Annotated in this window: 13 protein-coding genes and 1 pseudogene; 7 read left to right on the top strand and 7 right to left on the bottom strand. The window is 64.4% G+C overall.

Going from position 1 to position 16,279, the window contains the following annotated elements; all coding sequences use genetic code 11:
- Positions 1 to 109: 109 nt before the first annotated feature.
- Both oxc and frc (AAHS21_RS24130) read left to right on the top strand, forming a co-directional pair.
- Entirely contained in the window at positions 110 to 1,837 is a 1,728-nt protein-coding gene (gene oxc / locus AAHS21_RS24125; protein ID WP_342930065.1) for an oxalyl-CoA decarboxylase, read from the top strand.
- 79 nt (positions 1,838 to 1,916) lie between these two features.
- Complete coding sequence (gene frc, locus AAHS21_RS24130) at positions 1,917 to 3,173, top strand: formyl-CoA transferase (RefSeq protein WP_342930066.1); 1,257 nt, start codon at positions 1,917 to 1,919, stop codon at positions 3,171 to 3,173.
- 101 nt (positions 3,174 to 3,274) lie between these two features.
- Here the strand turns inward: frc (AAHS21_RS24130) and AAHS21_RS24135 are convergent, their stop codons facing one another.
- On the bottom strand, positions 3,275 to 4,618 hold the full coding sequence (locus AAHS21_RS24135; protein ID WP_342930067.1) for an OFA family MFS transporter: 1,344 nt from the start codon (positions 4,616 to 4,618) through the stop codon (positions 3,275 to 3,277).
- Positions 4,619 to 5,028: 410 nt separating this feature from the next.
- Here AAHS21_RS24135 and frc (AAHS21_RS24140) point away from each other — a divergent pair, with 410 nt between their 5' ends.
- Together frc (AAHS21_RS24140) and AAHS21_RS24145 are read left to right on the top strand one after the other, a co-directional pair.
- Positions 5,029 to 6,258: a formyl-CoA transferase gene (frc, locus tag AAHS21_RS24140; protein ID WP_342930068.1), complete on the top strand. Its 1,230-nt coding sequence runs from the start codon at positions 5,029 to 5,031 to the stop codon at positions 6,256 to 6,258.
- A 192-nt stretch (positions 6,259 to 6,450) separates the two neighbouring features.
- Positions 6,451 to 7,812, top strand: a complete 1,362-nt coding sequence (locus tag AAHS21_RS24145; protein ID WP_342930069.1) for an OFA family MFS transporter — start codon at positions 6,451 to 6,453, stop codon at positions 7,810 to 7,812.
- Here AAHS21_RS24145 and AAHS21_RS24150 read toward each other — a convergent pair.
- The 5 genes from AAHS21_RS24150 to AAHS21_RS24170 all read right to left on the bottom strand — a co-directional run bounded on the left by AAHS21_RS24150 (position 7,776) and on the right by AAHS21_RS24170 (position 12,801).
- A complete protein-coding gene (locus AAHS21_RS24150; protein WP_342930070.1) occupies positions 7,776 to 8,447 on the bottom strand; it encodes a GntR family transcriptional regulator in 672 nt (223 codons plus the stop codon). The genes AAHS21_RS24145 and AAHS21_RS24150 overlap by 37 nt on opposite strands.
- Before the next feature lie 293 nt (positions 8,448 to 8,740).
- Positions 8,741 to 9,916, bottom strand: coding sequence for an NAD-dependent formate dehydrogenase (locus AAHS21_RS24155; RefSeq protein WP_342930071.1), 1,176 nt, complete (start codon positions 9,914 to 9,916; stop codon positions 8,741 to 8,743).
- Between the two features lie 101 nt (positions 9,917 to 10,017).
- On the bottom strand, positions 10,018 to 11,406 hold the full coding sequence (locus AAHS21_RS24160) for an NAD(P)(+) transhydrogenase (Re/Si-specific) subunit beta (RefSeq protein WP_342930072.1): 1,389 nt from the start codon (positions 11,404 to 11,406) through the stop codon (positions 10,018 to 10,020).
- A complete protein-coding gene (locus AAHS21_RS24165; protein WP_342930073.1) occupies positions 11,399 to 11,716 on the bottom strand; it encodes an NAD(P) transhydrogenase subunit alpha in 318 nt (105 codons plus the stop codon). Before AAHS21_RS24165 ends, AAHS21_RS24160 begins: the two co-directional genes overlap by 8 nt.
- Positions 11,713 to 12,801 carry a Re/Si-specific NAD(P)(+) transhydrogenase subunit alpha gene (locus AAHS21_RS24170; protein ID WP_342930074.1) on the bottom strand — a complete coding sequence of 363 codons (1,089 nt, stop codon included), beginning with the start codon at positions 12,799 to 12,801 and terminating at the stop codon, positions 11,713 to 11,715. Before AAHS21_RS24170 ends, AAHS21_RS24165 begins: the two co-directional genes overlap by 4 nt.
- Before the next feature lie 153 nt (positions 12,802 to 12,954).
- On the opposite strand from AAHS21_RS24170, the gene AAHS21_RS24175 reads away from it, so the two are divergent.
- The 3 genes and pseudogenes from AAHS21_RS24175 (at position 12,955) to AAHS21_RS24185 (ending at position 15,486) form a co-directional block, all read left to right on the top strand.
- On the top strand, positions 12,955 to 13,980 hold the full coding sequence (locus AAHS21_RS24175) for a 2-dehydropantoate 2-reductase (protein WP_342930075.1): 1,026 nt from the start codon (positions 12,955 to 12,957) through the stop codon (positions 13,978 to 13,980).
- A 17-nt stretch (positions 13,981 to 13,997) separates the two neighbouring features.
- Positions 13,998 to 15,122, top strand: a pseudogene (gene pyk / locus AAHS21_RS24180) (pyruvate kinase); the annotation flags it as partial.
- 64 nt (positions 15,123 to 15,186) lie between these two features.
- The gene (locus AAHS21_RS24185) at positions 15,187 to 15,486 is read left to right on the top strand and encodes a PE family protein (RefSeq protein WP_342930076.1); all 300 of its coding nucleotides are present in this window, start codon (positions 15,187 to 15,189) and stop codon (positions 15,484 to 15,486) included.
- 17 nt (positions 15,487 to 15,503) lie between these two features.
- Here AAHS21_RS24185 and AAHS21_RS24190 read toward each other — a convergent pair whose 3' ends face one another.
- Positions 15,504 to 16,265: an IclR family transcriptional regulator gene (locus tag AAHS21_RS24190; RefSeq protein WP_342930077.1), complete on the bottom strand. Its 762-nt coding sequence runs from the start codon at positions 16,263 to 16,265 to the stop codon at positions 15,504 to 15,506.
- Between the last annotated feature and the right edge of the window lie 14 nt (positions 16,266 to 16,279).

Genomic DNA, 16,279 nt, shown 5'->3' on the forward strand with positions numbered 1-16,279 from the left:
CGCTTATCGCGTGAGTGCCACCAGGTCTTGGACGTGCCGTGAAAGATCGTGAAAAGTGAAGAGCATTAACGACATACGACAAAGGCAGCTACTGCCGGAAAGGGTGCTCGTGACGACGCCGGCTACCACCGAAGACCCCGATGCCAACGACGTGGGGGCTCTGACCGATGGAATTCATTTGGTGGTCGACGCGCTTCGACTCAACGATGTGGACACCATCTACGGGCTCGTCGGCATTCCTATTACCGACTTGGCGCGCACCGCACAGGCATCGGGCATTCGCTACATAGGTTTTCGGCATGAGAGCGCCGCCGGCCACGCCGCGGCGGCAGCCGGCTTCCTCACCCAGAAACCCGGAATCTGCTTGACGGTGTCGGCGCCGGGATTCCTCAATGGACTCGTAGCGCTGGCCAACGCAACCACCAATTGCTTTCCAATGGTCCAGATTTCGGGGTCTAGTGAACGTCATCTCGTCGATCTGCAGCGCGGCGATTACGAGGAGATGGACCAGCTGGCGGCGGCCAGGCCGTTTGTGAAGGCGGCTTACCGAGTATCTCGCGCGCAGGACATCGGACGTGGGTTGGCGCGAGCGATTCGGACCGCGGTGTCCGGGCGTCCCGGCGGAGTTTATCTGGACATCCCGGCGGCGGTGCTGGGCGAGGTCGTCGACCGCCAATCCGCTGCCGAAACGCTATGGCGGGTAGTCGATCCGGCGCCGCGGCAGCTGCCCGATCTCGAATCGGTGGATGCGGCCGTCGAGCTGCTTGCCGGTGCACAGCGGCCATTGATCGTGCTGGGCAAGGGCGCTGCTTACGCGCAGGCCGACGAGCAGATCAAAGAGTTCGTGGAAACCACTGGCATTCCTTACCTTCCGATGTCCATGGCCAAAGGGTTGCTTCCCGACGACCACGCCCAGTCGGCAGCGACCTCGCGATCCCTGGCACTGCGGCGCGCCGACGTCGTGCTGCTGGTCGGTGCCCGATTGAATTGGCTGCTCGGGCACGGGGACGCCCCGCAGTGGAATCCCGATGCCAAGTTCATTCAGGTCGATATCGAGGCCAGCGAGATGGACAGCAACCAACCGATTGCCGCTCCTCTGGTCGGTGACATCGGTTCGGTAATGCAGGCTTTGGTGGAGCGATCCAAGCTCGGGCAAATCAGTACCTCGACACAGTGGCGTGCCGAACTATCGGCCAAGGCGGCGCAGAACGTCGCCAAGATGGCCGACCGTCTCGCGGCCGCGCGCGTCGCCCATCCGATGAAGTTCCTGGGCGCGCTGCAAGCGATCCGCGATGTCTTGCACGATAATCCGCAAGTATGCCTGGTCAACGAGGGTGCTAACGCTCTTGACCTGACGCGTAACACCATCGGCATGTACCGGCCGCGCCGCCGTCTGGACAGCGGCACCTGGGGTGTGATGGGCATCGGCCTGGGTTATGCGATCGCGGCCGCCGTCGAAACCGGCGAACCCGTGGTGGCTATCGAAGGTGACAGCGCATTCGGTTTCAGCGGAATGGAATTGGAGACGATCTGCCGCTACAAGCTGCCCATCGTCACCGTCATCCTCAACAACGGCGGGGTATACCGCGGCGATGAGACCTCAGGATCCGATGATCCCGCCCCGACCGCACTGACGGCCCATCACGAATTCATGATCAAGGCCTTCGGTGGTACCGGATACCGTGCCGAAACGCCCAAGGAGGTCGCCGCGGCGTTGCGGGAGGCTCTGGCCTCCGGCCGGCCGGCGTTGATCGACTGCCTGATCGATCCGTCCGACGGGACCGAGAGCGGCAACATCGCCCACCTCAACCCCAAAGGAATCACCAACGCGGGCTGAAAGTGCGCGGGATGCCGGCCTAACCGGCAAGACGCCGATACAAGACAACCGGAAAGTACCGAAAAGAAAGGAATATGTAATGGCCAATCTGCCGCTGTCAGGGATCAGGGTCATCGACTTCACAGGCGTACAAGCGGGTCCGGCCTGCACGCAGATGCTTGCCTGGTTTGGAGCCGATGTCTTGAAGGTGGAGCGCACCAGTGGTGGTGATGTGACGCGTAATCAGTTGCGCGACATCCCGGATCTCGACGCGCTGTATTTCACCATGCTCAACAGCAACAAGCGCTCCCTGGCCATCGACACCAAGTCGCCGCAGGGGCTCGAGGTGATGGAGAAGCTGATTCGCCAGGCCGACGTGTTGGTGGAGAATTTCGCGCCCGGCGCGATGGACCGGATGGGGCTGTCCTGGGAGAAGTTGCAATCCTGGAATCCCCGCCTGATTTTCGGGTCCGTCAAGGGATTCAACGACGACTCCTCGTGGAGCGATCTCAAGGTTTACGAGAACGTCGCGCAGTGCGCCGGCGGCAACGCGTCCACCACCGGATTCTGGGATGGCCCGCCGACGGTCAGTGGTGCCGCACTGGGCGACTCCAACACCGGAATGCATCTGCTGATCGGCATCTTGACCGCTCTGATCGCGCGTGACAAGACCGGCGAGGGCCAGAAGGTGTCGGCCTCGATGCAAGATTGCGTGCTGAACCTGTGCCGGGTCAAACTGCGTGACCAGCAGCGCCTCGAGCGGGTGGGCTACTTGGAGGAGTACCCCCAATACCCCAACGGCACCTTCGGTGACGCCGTGCCGCGGGGTGGCAACGCCGGTGGCGGCGGCCAGCCGGGCTGGGTGCTCAAGTGCAAGGGATGGGAGACCGACCCGAACGCCTACATTTATTTCACCATCCAGGAGCAGAACTGGGTGCGGACGGCAGAAGCCATCGGTCGGCCGGAATGGGCGCAGGATCCCGCCTACAGCACCGCGCTGGCCCGGCAGGACAAGATCTTCGAAATCTTCGCCGAAATCGAGAAGTGGTTGGCGGACAAGACGAAGTACGAAGCCGTCGACATCTTGCGCAAGTGGGAAGTCCCGTGTGCCCCGGTGTTCTCGATGAAGGAGCTGGCCGCTGACCCTGACCTCCGCAAGAGCGGCAGTGTGGTCGAGGTGGAGCAGAAGGGCCGCGGCACGTACCTGACGGTCGGCAGCCCGATCAAGTTCTCCTCGTTCAAGCCCGAGATCAAGGGCGCACCGTTGCTGGGTGAGCACACCGACGAGGTGCTGGCCGAACTCGGTTACGACACCGACACCATCTCCCAGTGGCGGCAGAGCGCGATAGTCGTCTAGGGAAAAACACGCCGTGCGCTTGAGCGCCTCCCAAATCGCCGGGTCGCGGCGGGGATGGCCCCAGGGATCACATCCCTGGGGCCATCTCGTGTTTGGTTCGATCAGTTCGGCAGGCGGCACACCGGATAACCCGGACGCTGCAACCGCCGCGGGGCGATCGCGGTGCACAGACAAACCAATCCACCTGCGACAAAGGCGATTCCGAGCCGCCCGGAAGACGCCAACAGCGCAGGCACACCGACGCCGATCAGACCGCCGAACATCTTCGCGCTGTACACCAGCCCGAAGTTGGCGACCGCGTTGTGCTGTCCGAAGTAGTCGGCGACCAGATTGATGAGCAACGAATAGAACGCTCCACCCGCCAGTCCACTGAGCGCGGCGAACACGATGAGGCTCACCATGGACGCTGCGGACGCCGAAAACGCCAGGCCCAACAGGGCGATGCCCTCGATTCCCAGTGCCAGACTTAGGGTTTGACGCCTGCCGAGTCGGTCCGAGCAGCGACTGGCAATAGCGCGCCCACTACCATTGACCAGTGCCAGCACACCGACGGCTATCGCACCGGCCGTCAGCGGCAGGCCGTGAGCCACGGCGATGCTCGGTATGTACACGATGGTCAGCAGTGCCGCTGCCGAGGCCACCACCGCAATGAGGTAAGTCAGCACAAACGCGGATGTCCGTGCGGTCTCGGCAGGCGAATACTGTCGTATTGCCGGAGCGTTGCCTAATAGGCTGCGGTTCATATGCTTGTCGAACGCCCACCGTCTGGGGTCGATTTCGGCCGGCCACCAGTCGGCAGGGGCGTCGTGAAAGAAGGCCCCGCACGCGGCCACAATGATCAGAACGCAAACGCCCACGGCGGTATACACGGTGCCGGCGTTGCCGGAATGCAGTTCGAGGGCAAACACCACGACAAACGGGACCGCGCCGCAACCGAACGCGCCCGAAACCAGTGAGACTTTCGTGCCGCGCTGCTCCGGATACCAGCGCGCGACGGTGGACAGGCAAGTGGCGTAGACGATCCCCGCGCCGGTACCGCACAGCACCGAGTAACCCAAGACGGTGGCCCCGAAATCATCGGTCCACGAAAACGTCAGTGGCCCGATGGCTGCCAGAACGCCGCCGATCAACATGGCGGTCGACGGCCCAATCCCCAAGCGCCGCCGCAGCGGTGGGGTAGCGGCGGCGACCCCGGCCTGGAAGACCACCCATAACGCCAGCACCCAATAGGTGCCGGCAGCTGCGGGCTGGCGCGGTTGCTGCACAGCCAAGACGGCCACCCCGTAGCCGAATTGCAGCAGGCTGATGCCTGCCATCGCCATCCATGGCAGCCAGATCATCCAGCTTCTCGAGCGCGACATGATGTCGTGCGGTTGTTCGCCGATACGGTACGAGCAGCCGTGTGCTCGAATCTGCAAGACCGAGATTCCGTCTCCTCCGGACATGTCCAACTCCTTTGCATACAGTATGCAACGGTTGTACCCCGGAGGGACCATGCCTGTCCAGAGGGTGGCGAGCAAACCCCATGCAGCGGCCCTATTGGCGTGAACTCGTCTGACGCAACGCTATTCGGCAAACGCCATTGTGATACCAACTTCCACCGCGGACGACCATTCACTTGAAGTCTGGGTGCGTACAAGCGATCTCGCTCTAGACAATCGACCATAATTTGGTGACACTTGTCGTATACCGTATACAGTCTGCACGGAGTGCTCAGCTCCCCCCGGCCGTTGCAGCCAATTCACTGCTGCGGGGTGCCTCGTCGTGCGGGTATCGGCCGGCCGGGTAGGCGGCTCATCCACTCGATGACCGGCAACTCAATCTTTGGTCCACCACCACAATTTCAGGAGATCTCATGGGAAAGGCATTAGACGGCATTCGGGTGCTCGACATGACTCATGTTCAGTCCGGTCCTTCGGCGACGCAGATGCTCGCGTGGCTGGGCGCGGATGTCGTCAAGCTCGAGACGCCGAACGGCGGGGACGTCACCCGGACTCAGCTGCGCGACCTTGCCGACGTGGACAGCCTCTACTTCACGATGCTCAACTGCAACAAGCGCAGTGTGACCGTCAACCTGAAAACCCAAGAAGGCAAGGACATTTTCAGCCGGCTGGTGGCCCGGTCGGATGTCCTGGTGGAGAACTTCGGACCCGGTGTGGTCGACCGGCTCGGTTTCAGCTGGGATCGATTGCGCGAAATGAACCCGGCGCTGATCTATGCATCGATCAAAGGGTTCGGCCCGGGAAAGTACGTCGATTTCAAGGCCTACGAGATCATCGCTCAGGCGATGGGCGGGGCAATGGCCACAACCGGTTTCGAGGACGGCCCGCCGACCGCGACGGGGGCGCAAATCGGCGACTCGGGCACCGGAATTCACCTGGTTGCCGCGATTCTGGCCGCATTGTTTCAGCGCACCAACACCGGCCGTGGGCAGCGTGTCGAGGTGGCGATGCAGGCCGCGGTTCTCAACCTGTGCCGGGTGAAGCTGCGCGATCAACAGCGGCTCGCCCACGGACCGCTGCACGAATACCCCAATGAACGCTTCGGTGACGAGGTGCCGCGGGCGGGCAACGCGTCCGGGGGAGGCCAGCCGGGATGGGCCGTTCGCACCAAGGGGGGCGGGCCCAACGATTACATCTACGTCATTGTCCAGCCTGCCGGATGGGCACCACTGGCATGTCTGATCGGGCGACCCGACCTCGCCGACCATCCGGACTGGGTCCGGCCGGAAGACCGACTTCCCAAGCTGGACAAGGTTTTCGCGCTGATCGAGGACTGGAGTCAACGGCACACAAAGTGGGAGGCGATGGAGGCGCTGAATGCTCTCAATGTTCCCTGCGGCCCGGTGCTGAGCACCAAGGAGCTGATCGAGGATCAGACGTTGGCAGAGCTGGACGCGATCGTCACCGTCGAGCATCCCGAGCGCGGGGCCTTCAAGACCGTCGGCAGTCCACTGCGGCTTTCCGATTCACGCGTCGATGTGGTGCGGTCGCCGCTGCTGGGTGAACACACCCGGGAGATCTGTCTGGATCTCGGCTATTCGCCGGATGAGTTGCAGCACTTCAAGAGTGCCGGAGTGATCTGAGCGGGCGGCGCTGAGAAGGACCCGGTCGTGGGAATCGGCCGCGCACCGCCATAAGCCGCACGGGCCAGATAACGGGGCCCGACGCAGAACTCAGCCATCAGCTCGCGACGTACGCCGCCGCGAGCCGTCCCCTCTTGCACATCTTCGGAAAGTGAGTCAACGATGTCCTCAACTCTCGCAACATATCGCGAGGTGACCGATTCAAACGGGCGCGTCTACCGCATCGGCGAAACCGATCGAGATCTGCTCGGCAGATCCCGAGCGTCCATGGTCTGGCTGCCGTGGATCGCGATGATGGCGGTCAGCGTCTTCGAATACGGCTACGGCGCAGCCGCGGACACCTTGCGCCATGCTCATGGCTGGAGTCTTTCGCAAACCTTCTGGCTGCTCTCGATCTGGGCGGTGTTTCAGGCCGCCGTTGCCTACCCCGCCGGCCGGCTCCGGGAGAAGGGCGTCACCTCCGCGCGCTCCACGATGTTGGCCGCTGCCGTGCTGTCCGCGGTCGGGTTCGTCGCCGTGGCACACAGCAGCAATCTGCTAGTGGCCTTCCTCGGCTTCGCCGTGTGTGGCGGCTGCGGCGTCGGGTTGGTGTACTCGACGGGCATCACGATCGTCGGCAAGTGGTACCCCGAACGGCGCGGTGCCAAGACGGGGTTCGTCTGTGGCGGGTTCGCTTACGGCGCAGTGCCATTCATCTTCATTTTCAGTTACGCGCTCAATTCCAACACTTATGTATGGGTGCTCGACCTGGTAGGCGCTTTCATGCTGGTGGTTGTCGCGGTATGCGGCGCGTATTTCCAGGACCCGCCGAAGAACTGGTGGCCGGCCGATGTCGACCCGCTGCAGCACGTGGCGGCAAATTCCAGCGCCAGAAGCCTCAGGAAGAACCCGCCTGCCGTCCGTCAGTACGGCCCGATGGAAGCCGTCAAAACGGGCATGCTCCCGCTGATGTGGTTGTCGTTGGGGATCACGACCGGTGTCTCGCTGTTCGGCATCAGCTACATGGTTCCGTTCGCCAAACACCTCGGCTTCGGTGCGATGATCGTGGCGTCTTCGGCGGGGGCGCTTTCGATCATCAACGGCTTCGGTCGCGCGGCGACCGGATTCGTCTCGGACCGAATCGGCCGTAAGCAGACGTTGCTGGTTGTGCTGCTGGTGTCGGTCGTCGCGCTGATCGGTCTGCTCTACACGGGGCTTGCCAAAAACGAAATCGCCTTCATCTTCTTTGCCGTTCTCGTCGGCTTCGGCGGCGGTGCCTTCTACCCGCTGTTCGCGACGTTGACCACCGACTACTTCGGCGAGAACAACAACGCGAGCAACTATGGCATCGTCTACAGTGCCAAGCTGGTCGGCTCTATCATGGGAATTGGCTTGGGCGCCAGTGTGATTGATGCGTGGGGCTACACCGGTGCCTACTGGGTGGCCGCGGCTAGCGCGTTACTCTCGGCCGCCACCGCGGCGCTGTTGCGTCAGCCGGGACGCCGGACAACGGATCTGACGGTTTCCCGGGTGGTGGGTCAGGCCACGCCCTCGGCGCCGTCGGCGGCCTCTTGACGTCGCTGATGGTAAATCTCGCGCGTCCGCTCGGTGTGGCGGCGCATCAGGTCTCCGGCACGCTTGCCGCTACGTCCCGCGATCGCCTCGATCAGCTCGGCGTGTTCGTCCCAGGCATCTTTGCCTCGGGCTAGGGCGATGGGTTGGTAGTACCAACGCACCCGACGGCCGACCTGGCCGATCAGGTTGGCCAGCACGCTATTGGCCGACATGGCAACGATATAGGAGTGGAAGGCATCGTTGGCGGTGACAAGACCTTCCCCGTCACCGTCGGCGAGCGCCTTCTCGCCGCTTCGGTGCAGGTCCCAGAGATGTTCCACCTGCGGCGGTTTGGCGGCGCGGGCCGCTAGCCGGGCCGACTCGGCCTCGAGCAGCGTGCGCACACTCAACAACTCGTCGGCTTCGGCGTCGGTCGGCACGTGCACAAATGCACCCAACGCCGGGCGCAGGTCGACCCACCCCTCGCTTTGCAATCGTTGTAATGCCTCGCGAATGGGCTGGCGGCTCACTCCGAGTTGGGCGGCTAATTCGTTCTCGACCAGATGTTGGCCGGGGCGCAGCTCGCGGGTGATGATCAGCTCCATCAGCGCCTCGTAGGCTGCTTCGCGCAGCGGGGCGGGACGCTCTAATTTCATCCGCGACCCAGCTTCGCCGGCTACGCCGTTGCTGGCCATGGAGTTCCCGCTCCCATCCTGGTCAACCGATAGTTGTTGTCTTGACGATTTCGTACACAGCATACAATCCACCAGGCCGGAGTTTGCGGGTTCGACACTGTGAAATGCGCAGCAAGATTGCATACACGCTACCGAGGCGGCGCGGCGGCGGTGCAGCGGGGTGGGCGCCCAACAGCAACGGGGTTGGCGAGCAATCGATCTGCTCACCAACCCCGTGCCCAGCGCCGCCGATCGGGCGGCCCCTCCCGCCGTCGCTAGGCCGCGCCGGACTTAGCAGTCGCGGTGTATGACCGTGCGCCGACCCCGGCCAGCGCACCCCCGTCGACGATCAGGTACTCGTCGCGGATCGGTTTGCCGCCGAAGTAGCACTCCAGAATTTCTCTGGTGCCGGCGGCATATCGGGCCTGCGCCGACAGCGTGGAACCCGAGATATGCGGGGTCATGCCCTGGTGGGGCATGCTGCGCCAGGGGTGGTCGGCCGGTGCCGGTTGTGGATACCAGACGTCGCCGGCATAGCCCGCCAGTTGACCGCTCTTCAGCGCGCGCACGATAGCGTCCTGGTCACAGATCAGCGCTCGCGCCGTATTGATCAGGTAGGCACCACGTTTCATCGTGCCCAGCAACGTGTCGTCGAACAGTCCCCGGGTCTCGGGATGCAGGGGCGCGTTGATCGTTACGACGTCGAGGTTCGGCACCATGTCCCCCACGCTGGGGTGGAAGGTCAGGTTCAGTTCCTTTTCCACCTCGGCCGGCAGCCGGTGCTTGTCCGTGTAGTGCAGGTGCACGTCGAACGGCGCGAGTCGGCGCAGCACGGCCAGGCCGATGCGGCCGGCAGCGACCGTACCGACGTGCATGCCCTCCAGGTCATAGGACCGCTGCACGCAGTCCGCGATGTTCCAACCACCGTCGAGGACCCATTGATGAGAGGGCAGGTAGTTGCGGACCTGCGACAGAATCATCATCACGACGTGTTCGGCGACGCTGATGCTGTTGCAGAAGGTGACCTCCGCGACCGTGATGCCATGATCGATCGCCGCATCCAGGTCGTAGTGGTCCGAGCCGATGCCGGCGGTGACCGCCAGCTTGAGTTTCCGAGCGCGCGCGATCCGTTCGGCCGTCAGGTATGCTGGCCAAAATGGTTGTGAGATAACGACTTCAGCGTCCGCAAGGTGCCGGTCGAACTCCGAGTTCGGACCTTCTTTGTCCGAGGTCACGACCAGCTCGTGACCGAGGCTCTCGAGGTAGTCGCGCAGTCCGAGTTCGCCGGAGACGCTGCCCAGTAGGGCGCCGGGGGTGAAATCAATGGCCGACGGTGTCGGCAGCGTCTGCCCATCCGGGTAACGGTCCAGGTTCGGCAGGCCGTCGCGCGGGAATTCGCTGGGATACCCCGTTACCGGGTCGTCGTAAAGTACACACACCACTTTTGACATGGATCTCGATTCCTTTCTTGACGCCGATCCTCGGCGCTTCTCCTGCCGCCCCGCTGATGTGGCGGTCAAGTCTGGGGTAGCGCGGCCATGCAGCCGGGTCGTCACAAAACCTTGAGTTCCTGCGTGATTTCGTCGACGGATGCCTTCGCATCGCCGAACAACATCGAGGTTTTCTGGTTGAAGTACAGCTCGTTCTCGATACCGGCGAAGCCGGGATTCATGGAGCGTTTGAGCACGATGACGGACTTGGCCTGGTCGACGTCCAAGATGGGCATGCCGTAGATCGGTGAGGCTGGATTCGACCGTGCCGCAGGGTTTGTCACGTCGTTCGCGCCGATCACCAGGGCTACGTCGGTGCGGGGGAACTCGCCGTTGATGTCGTCCATTTCTTTGAGCTGCTCGTAGGGCACGTCGGCCTCGGCGAGCAATACGTTCATGTGTCCGGGCATGCGGCCGGCCACGGGATGGATCGCATGCCGAACCTGGACGCCGCGTCCCTCCAGCAGGCCGGCCATCTCCCGCACCGCGTGCTGGGCCTGAGCGACGGCCATTCCGTAGCCGGGCACGATGATCACCTGGCTGGCATAGCCCATCTGCAATGCCGCGTCGGCCGCGCTGGTCTGGCGCACCGATTGGTCGGCGGATTGGCCGTGGCCGCCGGTGCCGGCGCCGGTGGCACCGAACCCGCCGGCGACGATGGCGGGGATGGACCGGTTCATTGCCTTGGCCATCAGGTTCGTCAAAATGGTTCCCGACGCCCCGACGATCATTCCCGCGACGATCATCGCCGTGTTGTCCAGCCCGAGTCCGGTTGCCGCCGCGGAGAGTCCGGTCAGCGCATTGAGCAGTGAGATCACCACCGGCATGTCGGCCCCGCCGATGGGCAGCACCACCATGACGCCCAGCGCCGCCGCGAAGGCGAGTAGCCCGATGAACACCAGCGGTGCTCGATAGCCCGCGCCGATGGCCGCCGCGGCGCCCACGGCGGCCAGCAGCAGCACCAGATTGAGTGGTTGCTGCGCACGACCCAGTCCAATTGGCCTGCCGGGCAGCACCTCTTGCAGCTTTCCGAACGCGATCAGCGATCCCCAGAACGAAAGCGATCCGACAATGGCGGCGAACAGCGAAGCGATGGCTACGTAGACCGCCGTCCCGGCGTAGCCGTGAGTGTCGCGGAACTCCACCCAGGAGACCAGAGCCACCGCGCCGCCGCCCACGCCGTTGAACAGCGCCACCATCTGCGGCATCGCGGTCATCTTGACCCGTTGCGCGGCGGGAACGCCGATGATCGATCCGAGGACAAGCCCGCACGCGATCAACAACCAGTTACCGGTGCCCGGTGTCAGCAGGGTGGCCACGATGGCGATCGTCATGCCGACGCCCGCGGTCACATTGCCGCGGGCTGCGGTCCGCGGTCCGGTCAGGCCCGTCAGGCCAAGGATGAACAGTGCGAACGCGATGATGTATGCAACCGCGATGAGTTCATTCACGAACTGACGCAACCTTTCCGGGCTCGACGTTGGGTTTCTTCTTGAACATGCTGAGCATGCGGTCGGTCACCAGGAAGCCGCCGACCACGTTGATCGCACCGAAGGCAATGGCGATGACCAGCAACAGCCGGTCGAATGCGTCGGTGGCCGACTGACCCAAAAGAACCAGCCCGGCAAGCAGGACGATGCCGTGAATTGCGTTGGTACCGGACATAAGTGGGGTGTGCAGGGTATTGGGTACCTTGGAGATCACCGCGAAACCGACGAAGCCCGCCAGGGTGATGATCGCGAGGTTGGCCACGAGTGTCATCGGATCTCCGTCAGTTCGTCGGACTTGGTGACGCAGCACGCGCCGAGAATCTCGTCGGACAGGTCGGGCGTCGACGCGCCGTCGAGCATGTGTTCCAGCAGCGCCGAAATGTTGCGCGCATAAAGTTCACTGGCGTGCTCGGGCATGCTGGCCGGAAGGTTCAGCGGCGCGGTGATCGTGACGTCGTGGCGCCGCGCCGTCTCGCCCGGCACGGCGAGTTCGCAGTTACCCCCGGCCTCGCCCGCGAGGTCGACGACCACGCTGCCGCTGCGCATTCGCCTCACGGCATCGGCGGTCACCAGCCGGGGCGCGGGACGGCCGGGGACCAGAGCGGTGGTGATGACGACGTCGAACCCGGGAATTGCTTCGGTCAATCGGCGTTGCTGCTCGTCTTGCTCGGCCGGCGTCAGAGCCCGCGCGTACCCGCCCTCGCCGGCCGCCGTGACCCCGAGGTCGAGCCAGCTGGCGCCGAGCGATCGCACTTGCTCGGCAACCTCGGGGCGCACATCGAACCCGGTGGTGCGCGCACCCAGCCGTTTGGCCGTGGCCAGCGCCTGCAGTCCGGCGACTCCGACCCCGAGCACCAAAACCGTTGCCGGCTTTACCGTTCCGGCGGCCGTCGTCATCATCGGGAAAAAGCGGATCGAATGTTGCGCCGCGCAGAGCACCGCCCGGTATCCGGCGACGTTGGCCTGGGAGGAAAGGGCATCCATGGTCTGGGCCCGTGATATCCGGGGCACCGCTTCCATGGCGAAGGCCGTGACGCCCGCTCGTCGCAGTTGCTCGCCGAGTTCGGGCCGGGTACGGGGTGCGAGGAAACCGATCAATCGGCTGCCGTGCTTCAACCGGCCAATCTCCGAGTCGGTCGGGGGATTGACCTTGACCACGACGTCTGCCGACCAGGGATCACCGATGACGGCACCGGCTTTTCGGTAGGCCTCGTCGCGAATCAAGGCTCCATCGCCGGCGCCGGTTTCGACGACGAGATGGTGACCGGCGGCCCGCAAGCGACCGACGACGCCGGGCACTAGGGCGACTCGGCTTTCACCAGGGGCGATTTCGCGAGGCACTCCGATAGCAGACATATCTCTCTTCCCTGGATTGGCCGGAAGGTGCGCTCGGCACCGGCAGCGCGATGGCTCCAACATACCCAGATCGCATACTGTATGCAATAATAATGAAGTTCCTGCCCACGCCGTTGGGCGACTCACTGCATGCGGGAAGCGACAGGAGACTTGATGAGAATTGCAGTCGTGGGTGCCGGAGCCATCGGCGCTTATTGGGGCGCCTCGTTATATCGTGGCGGCGCCGAAGTCCACCTGATCGCGAGAAACGACAACCTGCGAGCCATCCGAAGAAACGGTGTGCGGGTGCGCAGCCCACGCGGCGATTTTGTGGCGCATCCCGCTGCGACGGACTCGCCGGCCGAGGTTGGCCCGGTCGACTACGTCTTCTTGGGTCTCAAAGCGCACAGCTATCCGACATGCGGCCCGCTGGTCGAGCCCCTGCTCGGCCCGGACACCGCAATTGTGGCCGCGCAGAACGGCATTCCGTGGTGGTACTTCCACCAACTCCCGGGTCCGTATCAAGGGCACCGGATCGAAGCCGTCGATCCCGGCGGCGCCACCAGCGCCGTGCTGTCTCCGGAGCGCGCGATTGGCTGCGTGGTGTATCCGGCGACCGTTCTGGAGGCCCCGGGGGTGGTCCGTCACCTGGAAGGCACCCGCTTTTCGATCGGCGAGCCCTCCGGCGAGATGTCCGCACGGTGTAAGGCCTTGAGCGAAGCGATGATCGCCGGTGCGCTGAAGTGCCCGGTGGAGCCGGACCTGCGCAACGACATCTGGATAAAACTGATGGGCAACGTGGCGTTCAATCCGCTCAGCGCATTGACCAGATCGACGATGGTGCAGATGTGCCAGGACCCGAACACCCGGCGGGTGGTGACGGCGCTGATGGAGGAAACCCTGGACATCGCCGCGAGATTGGGCAGCAAGCCGGATATCTCGATCGAGACACGGTTGCGGGGCGCCGAGAAGGTGGGCCACCACAAGACCTCCATGCTCCAGGACCTCGAAGCGGGTAAGCCGTTGGAACTCGACGCGATCGTGTCGGCGGTGGTCGAGCTCGCCGACCTGACCAAAGCGAACGCGCCGACGCTTCGGACCGTCCACGCCGCCACCGAACTCCTGGCCCGTACCGCTGGCGTGGCACCGCCACGTGGTACCGCGATTTCGGCTCAACAACCTCAAGCCGTCCTGCGCTGAGGGAAAGGAAACCTGGGATGCGTACTACCAAGATCGTCTGCACGCTGGGACCCGCGACAGCCACAGCTCCACGTCTGACCGAACTCGTCGATGCCGGAATGGACGTCGCCCGCTTGAATTTCAGCCATGGCACGCATGCGGAACATTCGGCGTACTACGACCTGGTCCGCCAGATCGCCGGTCAGCGCCGCCGCCCTGTGCGGGTGCTCGCGGACTTGCAGGGGCCCAAGATCAGGCTGGGCCGGTTCGCCAGTGGTCCGGTGGTCTGGAGCGCCGGGGAGAAAGTCGCGATCACCACCGACGCCTGTCCCGGCGATCACGACCGGGTCTCCACCACCTACCGTGGACTGGCCTCGGATGTGAGAACCGGCGATCGGCTGCTCGTCGACGACGGGAGAATCGACCTGGCAGTGGTGGAGATCAACGGCGCCGACATCGGATGTGAGGTGATCCATGGCGGACCGGTCAGCGACAACAAGGGCATCTCGCTGCCCGGCGTCGCCGTCAGCGCTCCGACCTTGTCCGACAAAGACGTTGACGATCTGAAGTTCGCGCTGCGGCTCGGCGTCGACATGGTCGCCATGTCGTTCGTGCGGGCCCCCGAGGAAGCGCAGCTGGCCCATGCCGTAATGGGCGAGGTCGGCCGGCGGGTGCCCGTCATCGCCAAACTGGAAAAGCCAGAGGCAGTCATGTGCCTGCCGGCGATCGTCGACGCCTTCGACGGGTTGATGGTGGCCCGCGGCGACCTCGGTGTCGAGATGCCGTTAGAGCAAATACCGTTGGTGCAGAAGCGGGTCATCCGGTTGTGCCGCGATGCCGCCAAGCCGGTGATCGTGGCCACACACATGCTCGACTCGATGGTCTCCGACCGGCGGCCCACCCGGGCGGAGGTCTCCGATGTGGCCAATGCGGTTCTCGACGGCGCCGACGCGGTGATGCTTTCCGCGGAAACCAGCGTCGGGGCATACCCGGCTCATACCGTGACCACGATGGCGCGCATCGTCGAAGAAGCCGAGGCCGCGATCGACCGTGGCGAAGCGCCGCAGTGGGCCGGCCGCCCGGACGGTCGTCGCGATTTCCTGGGCGAGGTGGTGCTGGCCGCGGCGCGGCTGGTGCGCCGGCGACTGAGGGCGGTTGCGATGCGTCACGCCGTCGCTGGGGCGGCGCCATCCACCGTTTTCACCTAAGAGCTAAGGGGAACAACGCATGTCATTCGTCTACGTCCGCCCGGCGGCACTGGCCGGTGCGGCATCGCAACTGGGCGCGATCGGCGCGTCGATGGATGCCCAGCGCGCGGCCGCTGCCGGCCCGACCACCGGGGTGGTTCCCGCGGCCGCCGACGAGGTATCGGCGATCGTCGCGGCTCAATTCACGATGCAGGCGCAGATGTATCGGTCCGTCAGCGCCCAAGGCGGCGCGGTGCACCAGATGCTGGTTTCGGCGTTGGCGGCCAGTGCCGAGTCTTACGCCGCGACTGAGGCGGCCAACGCGATCGGTGCGGGTTGACGAGTAATCGCGGCCGCTTAGCCGGCGGTGCCTTTGTCGAACTCCGAGGCGATCTCGCGAGCGACCCGCATCAGCAGCGGGGTGACCTTTGCCGCGGACTTCAAGGTGACCCGCGCCGCGGGGCCGGAGATCGAGATGGCCGTCAGCGACGGGGCGCCGGGCACCGGGACGGCGAAGCAGCGCACCCCGATCTCCTGCTCACCCTCGTCGACCGCATACCCGCGGGCGCGACACGACGTGATGTCTTGCAGTAGCGCGCCAGCCGTCGTATGCGAGCGTTGGGTCGACGCCGGCATGCCGGTCCGGCCCACCAGGGCCCGCACTGCATCATCGGGCAGTTGCATCAGCAGTGCTTTGCCCACTCCGGTGCAATGCGGGTAGACCCGCCGGCCTACCTCGGTGAACATCCGCATGGAGTGTGGCGAGGGCACCTGGGCGACGTAGACGGCCATGTCGTTGTCCAGCACTGCCATGTTCGCGGTCTCGCCGGTTCGGTCGACCAATTCGCTCAGCTGAGTACGCGACCACATGCCGACGAGTTGGCCGGCACTCTCGCCCAGGCGAATCAGCTTCGGCCCCAACGAATAATGCCGGTTGGGAAGCTGTCGCAAATATCCCATGCGGAGCAACGTACGTGCCAGTCGGTGCATCGTGGGCTGCGGCAGCTTTGCCCGGGTAGCGAGCTCGGCGAGCGAACCCGTCCCGCCCATTACGGCGAGAATTTCGAGGAGCCCGAATGCCCGCTCGACCGACTGGACTCCGCCAGTGCGGTCGTTCATCGGATCAACGTGAA

Source organism: Mycobacterium sp. 050272 (assembly GCF_039023525.1).
In the GTDB taxonomy this organism is placed as follows: domain Bacteria; phylum Actinomycetota; class Actinomycetes; order Mycobacteriales; family Mycobacteriaceae; genus Mycobacterium.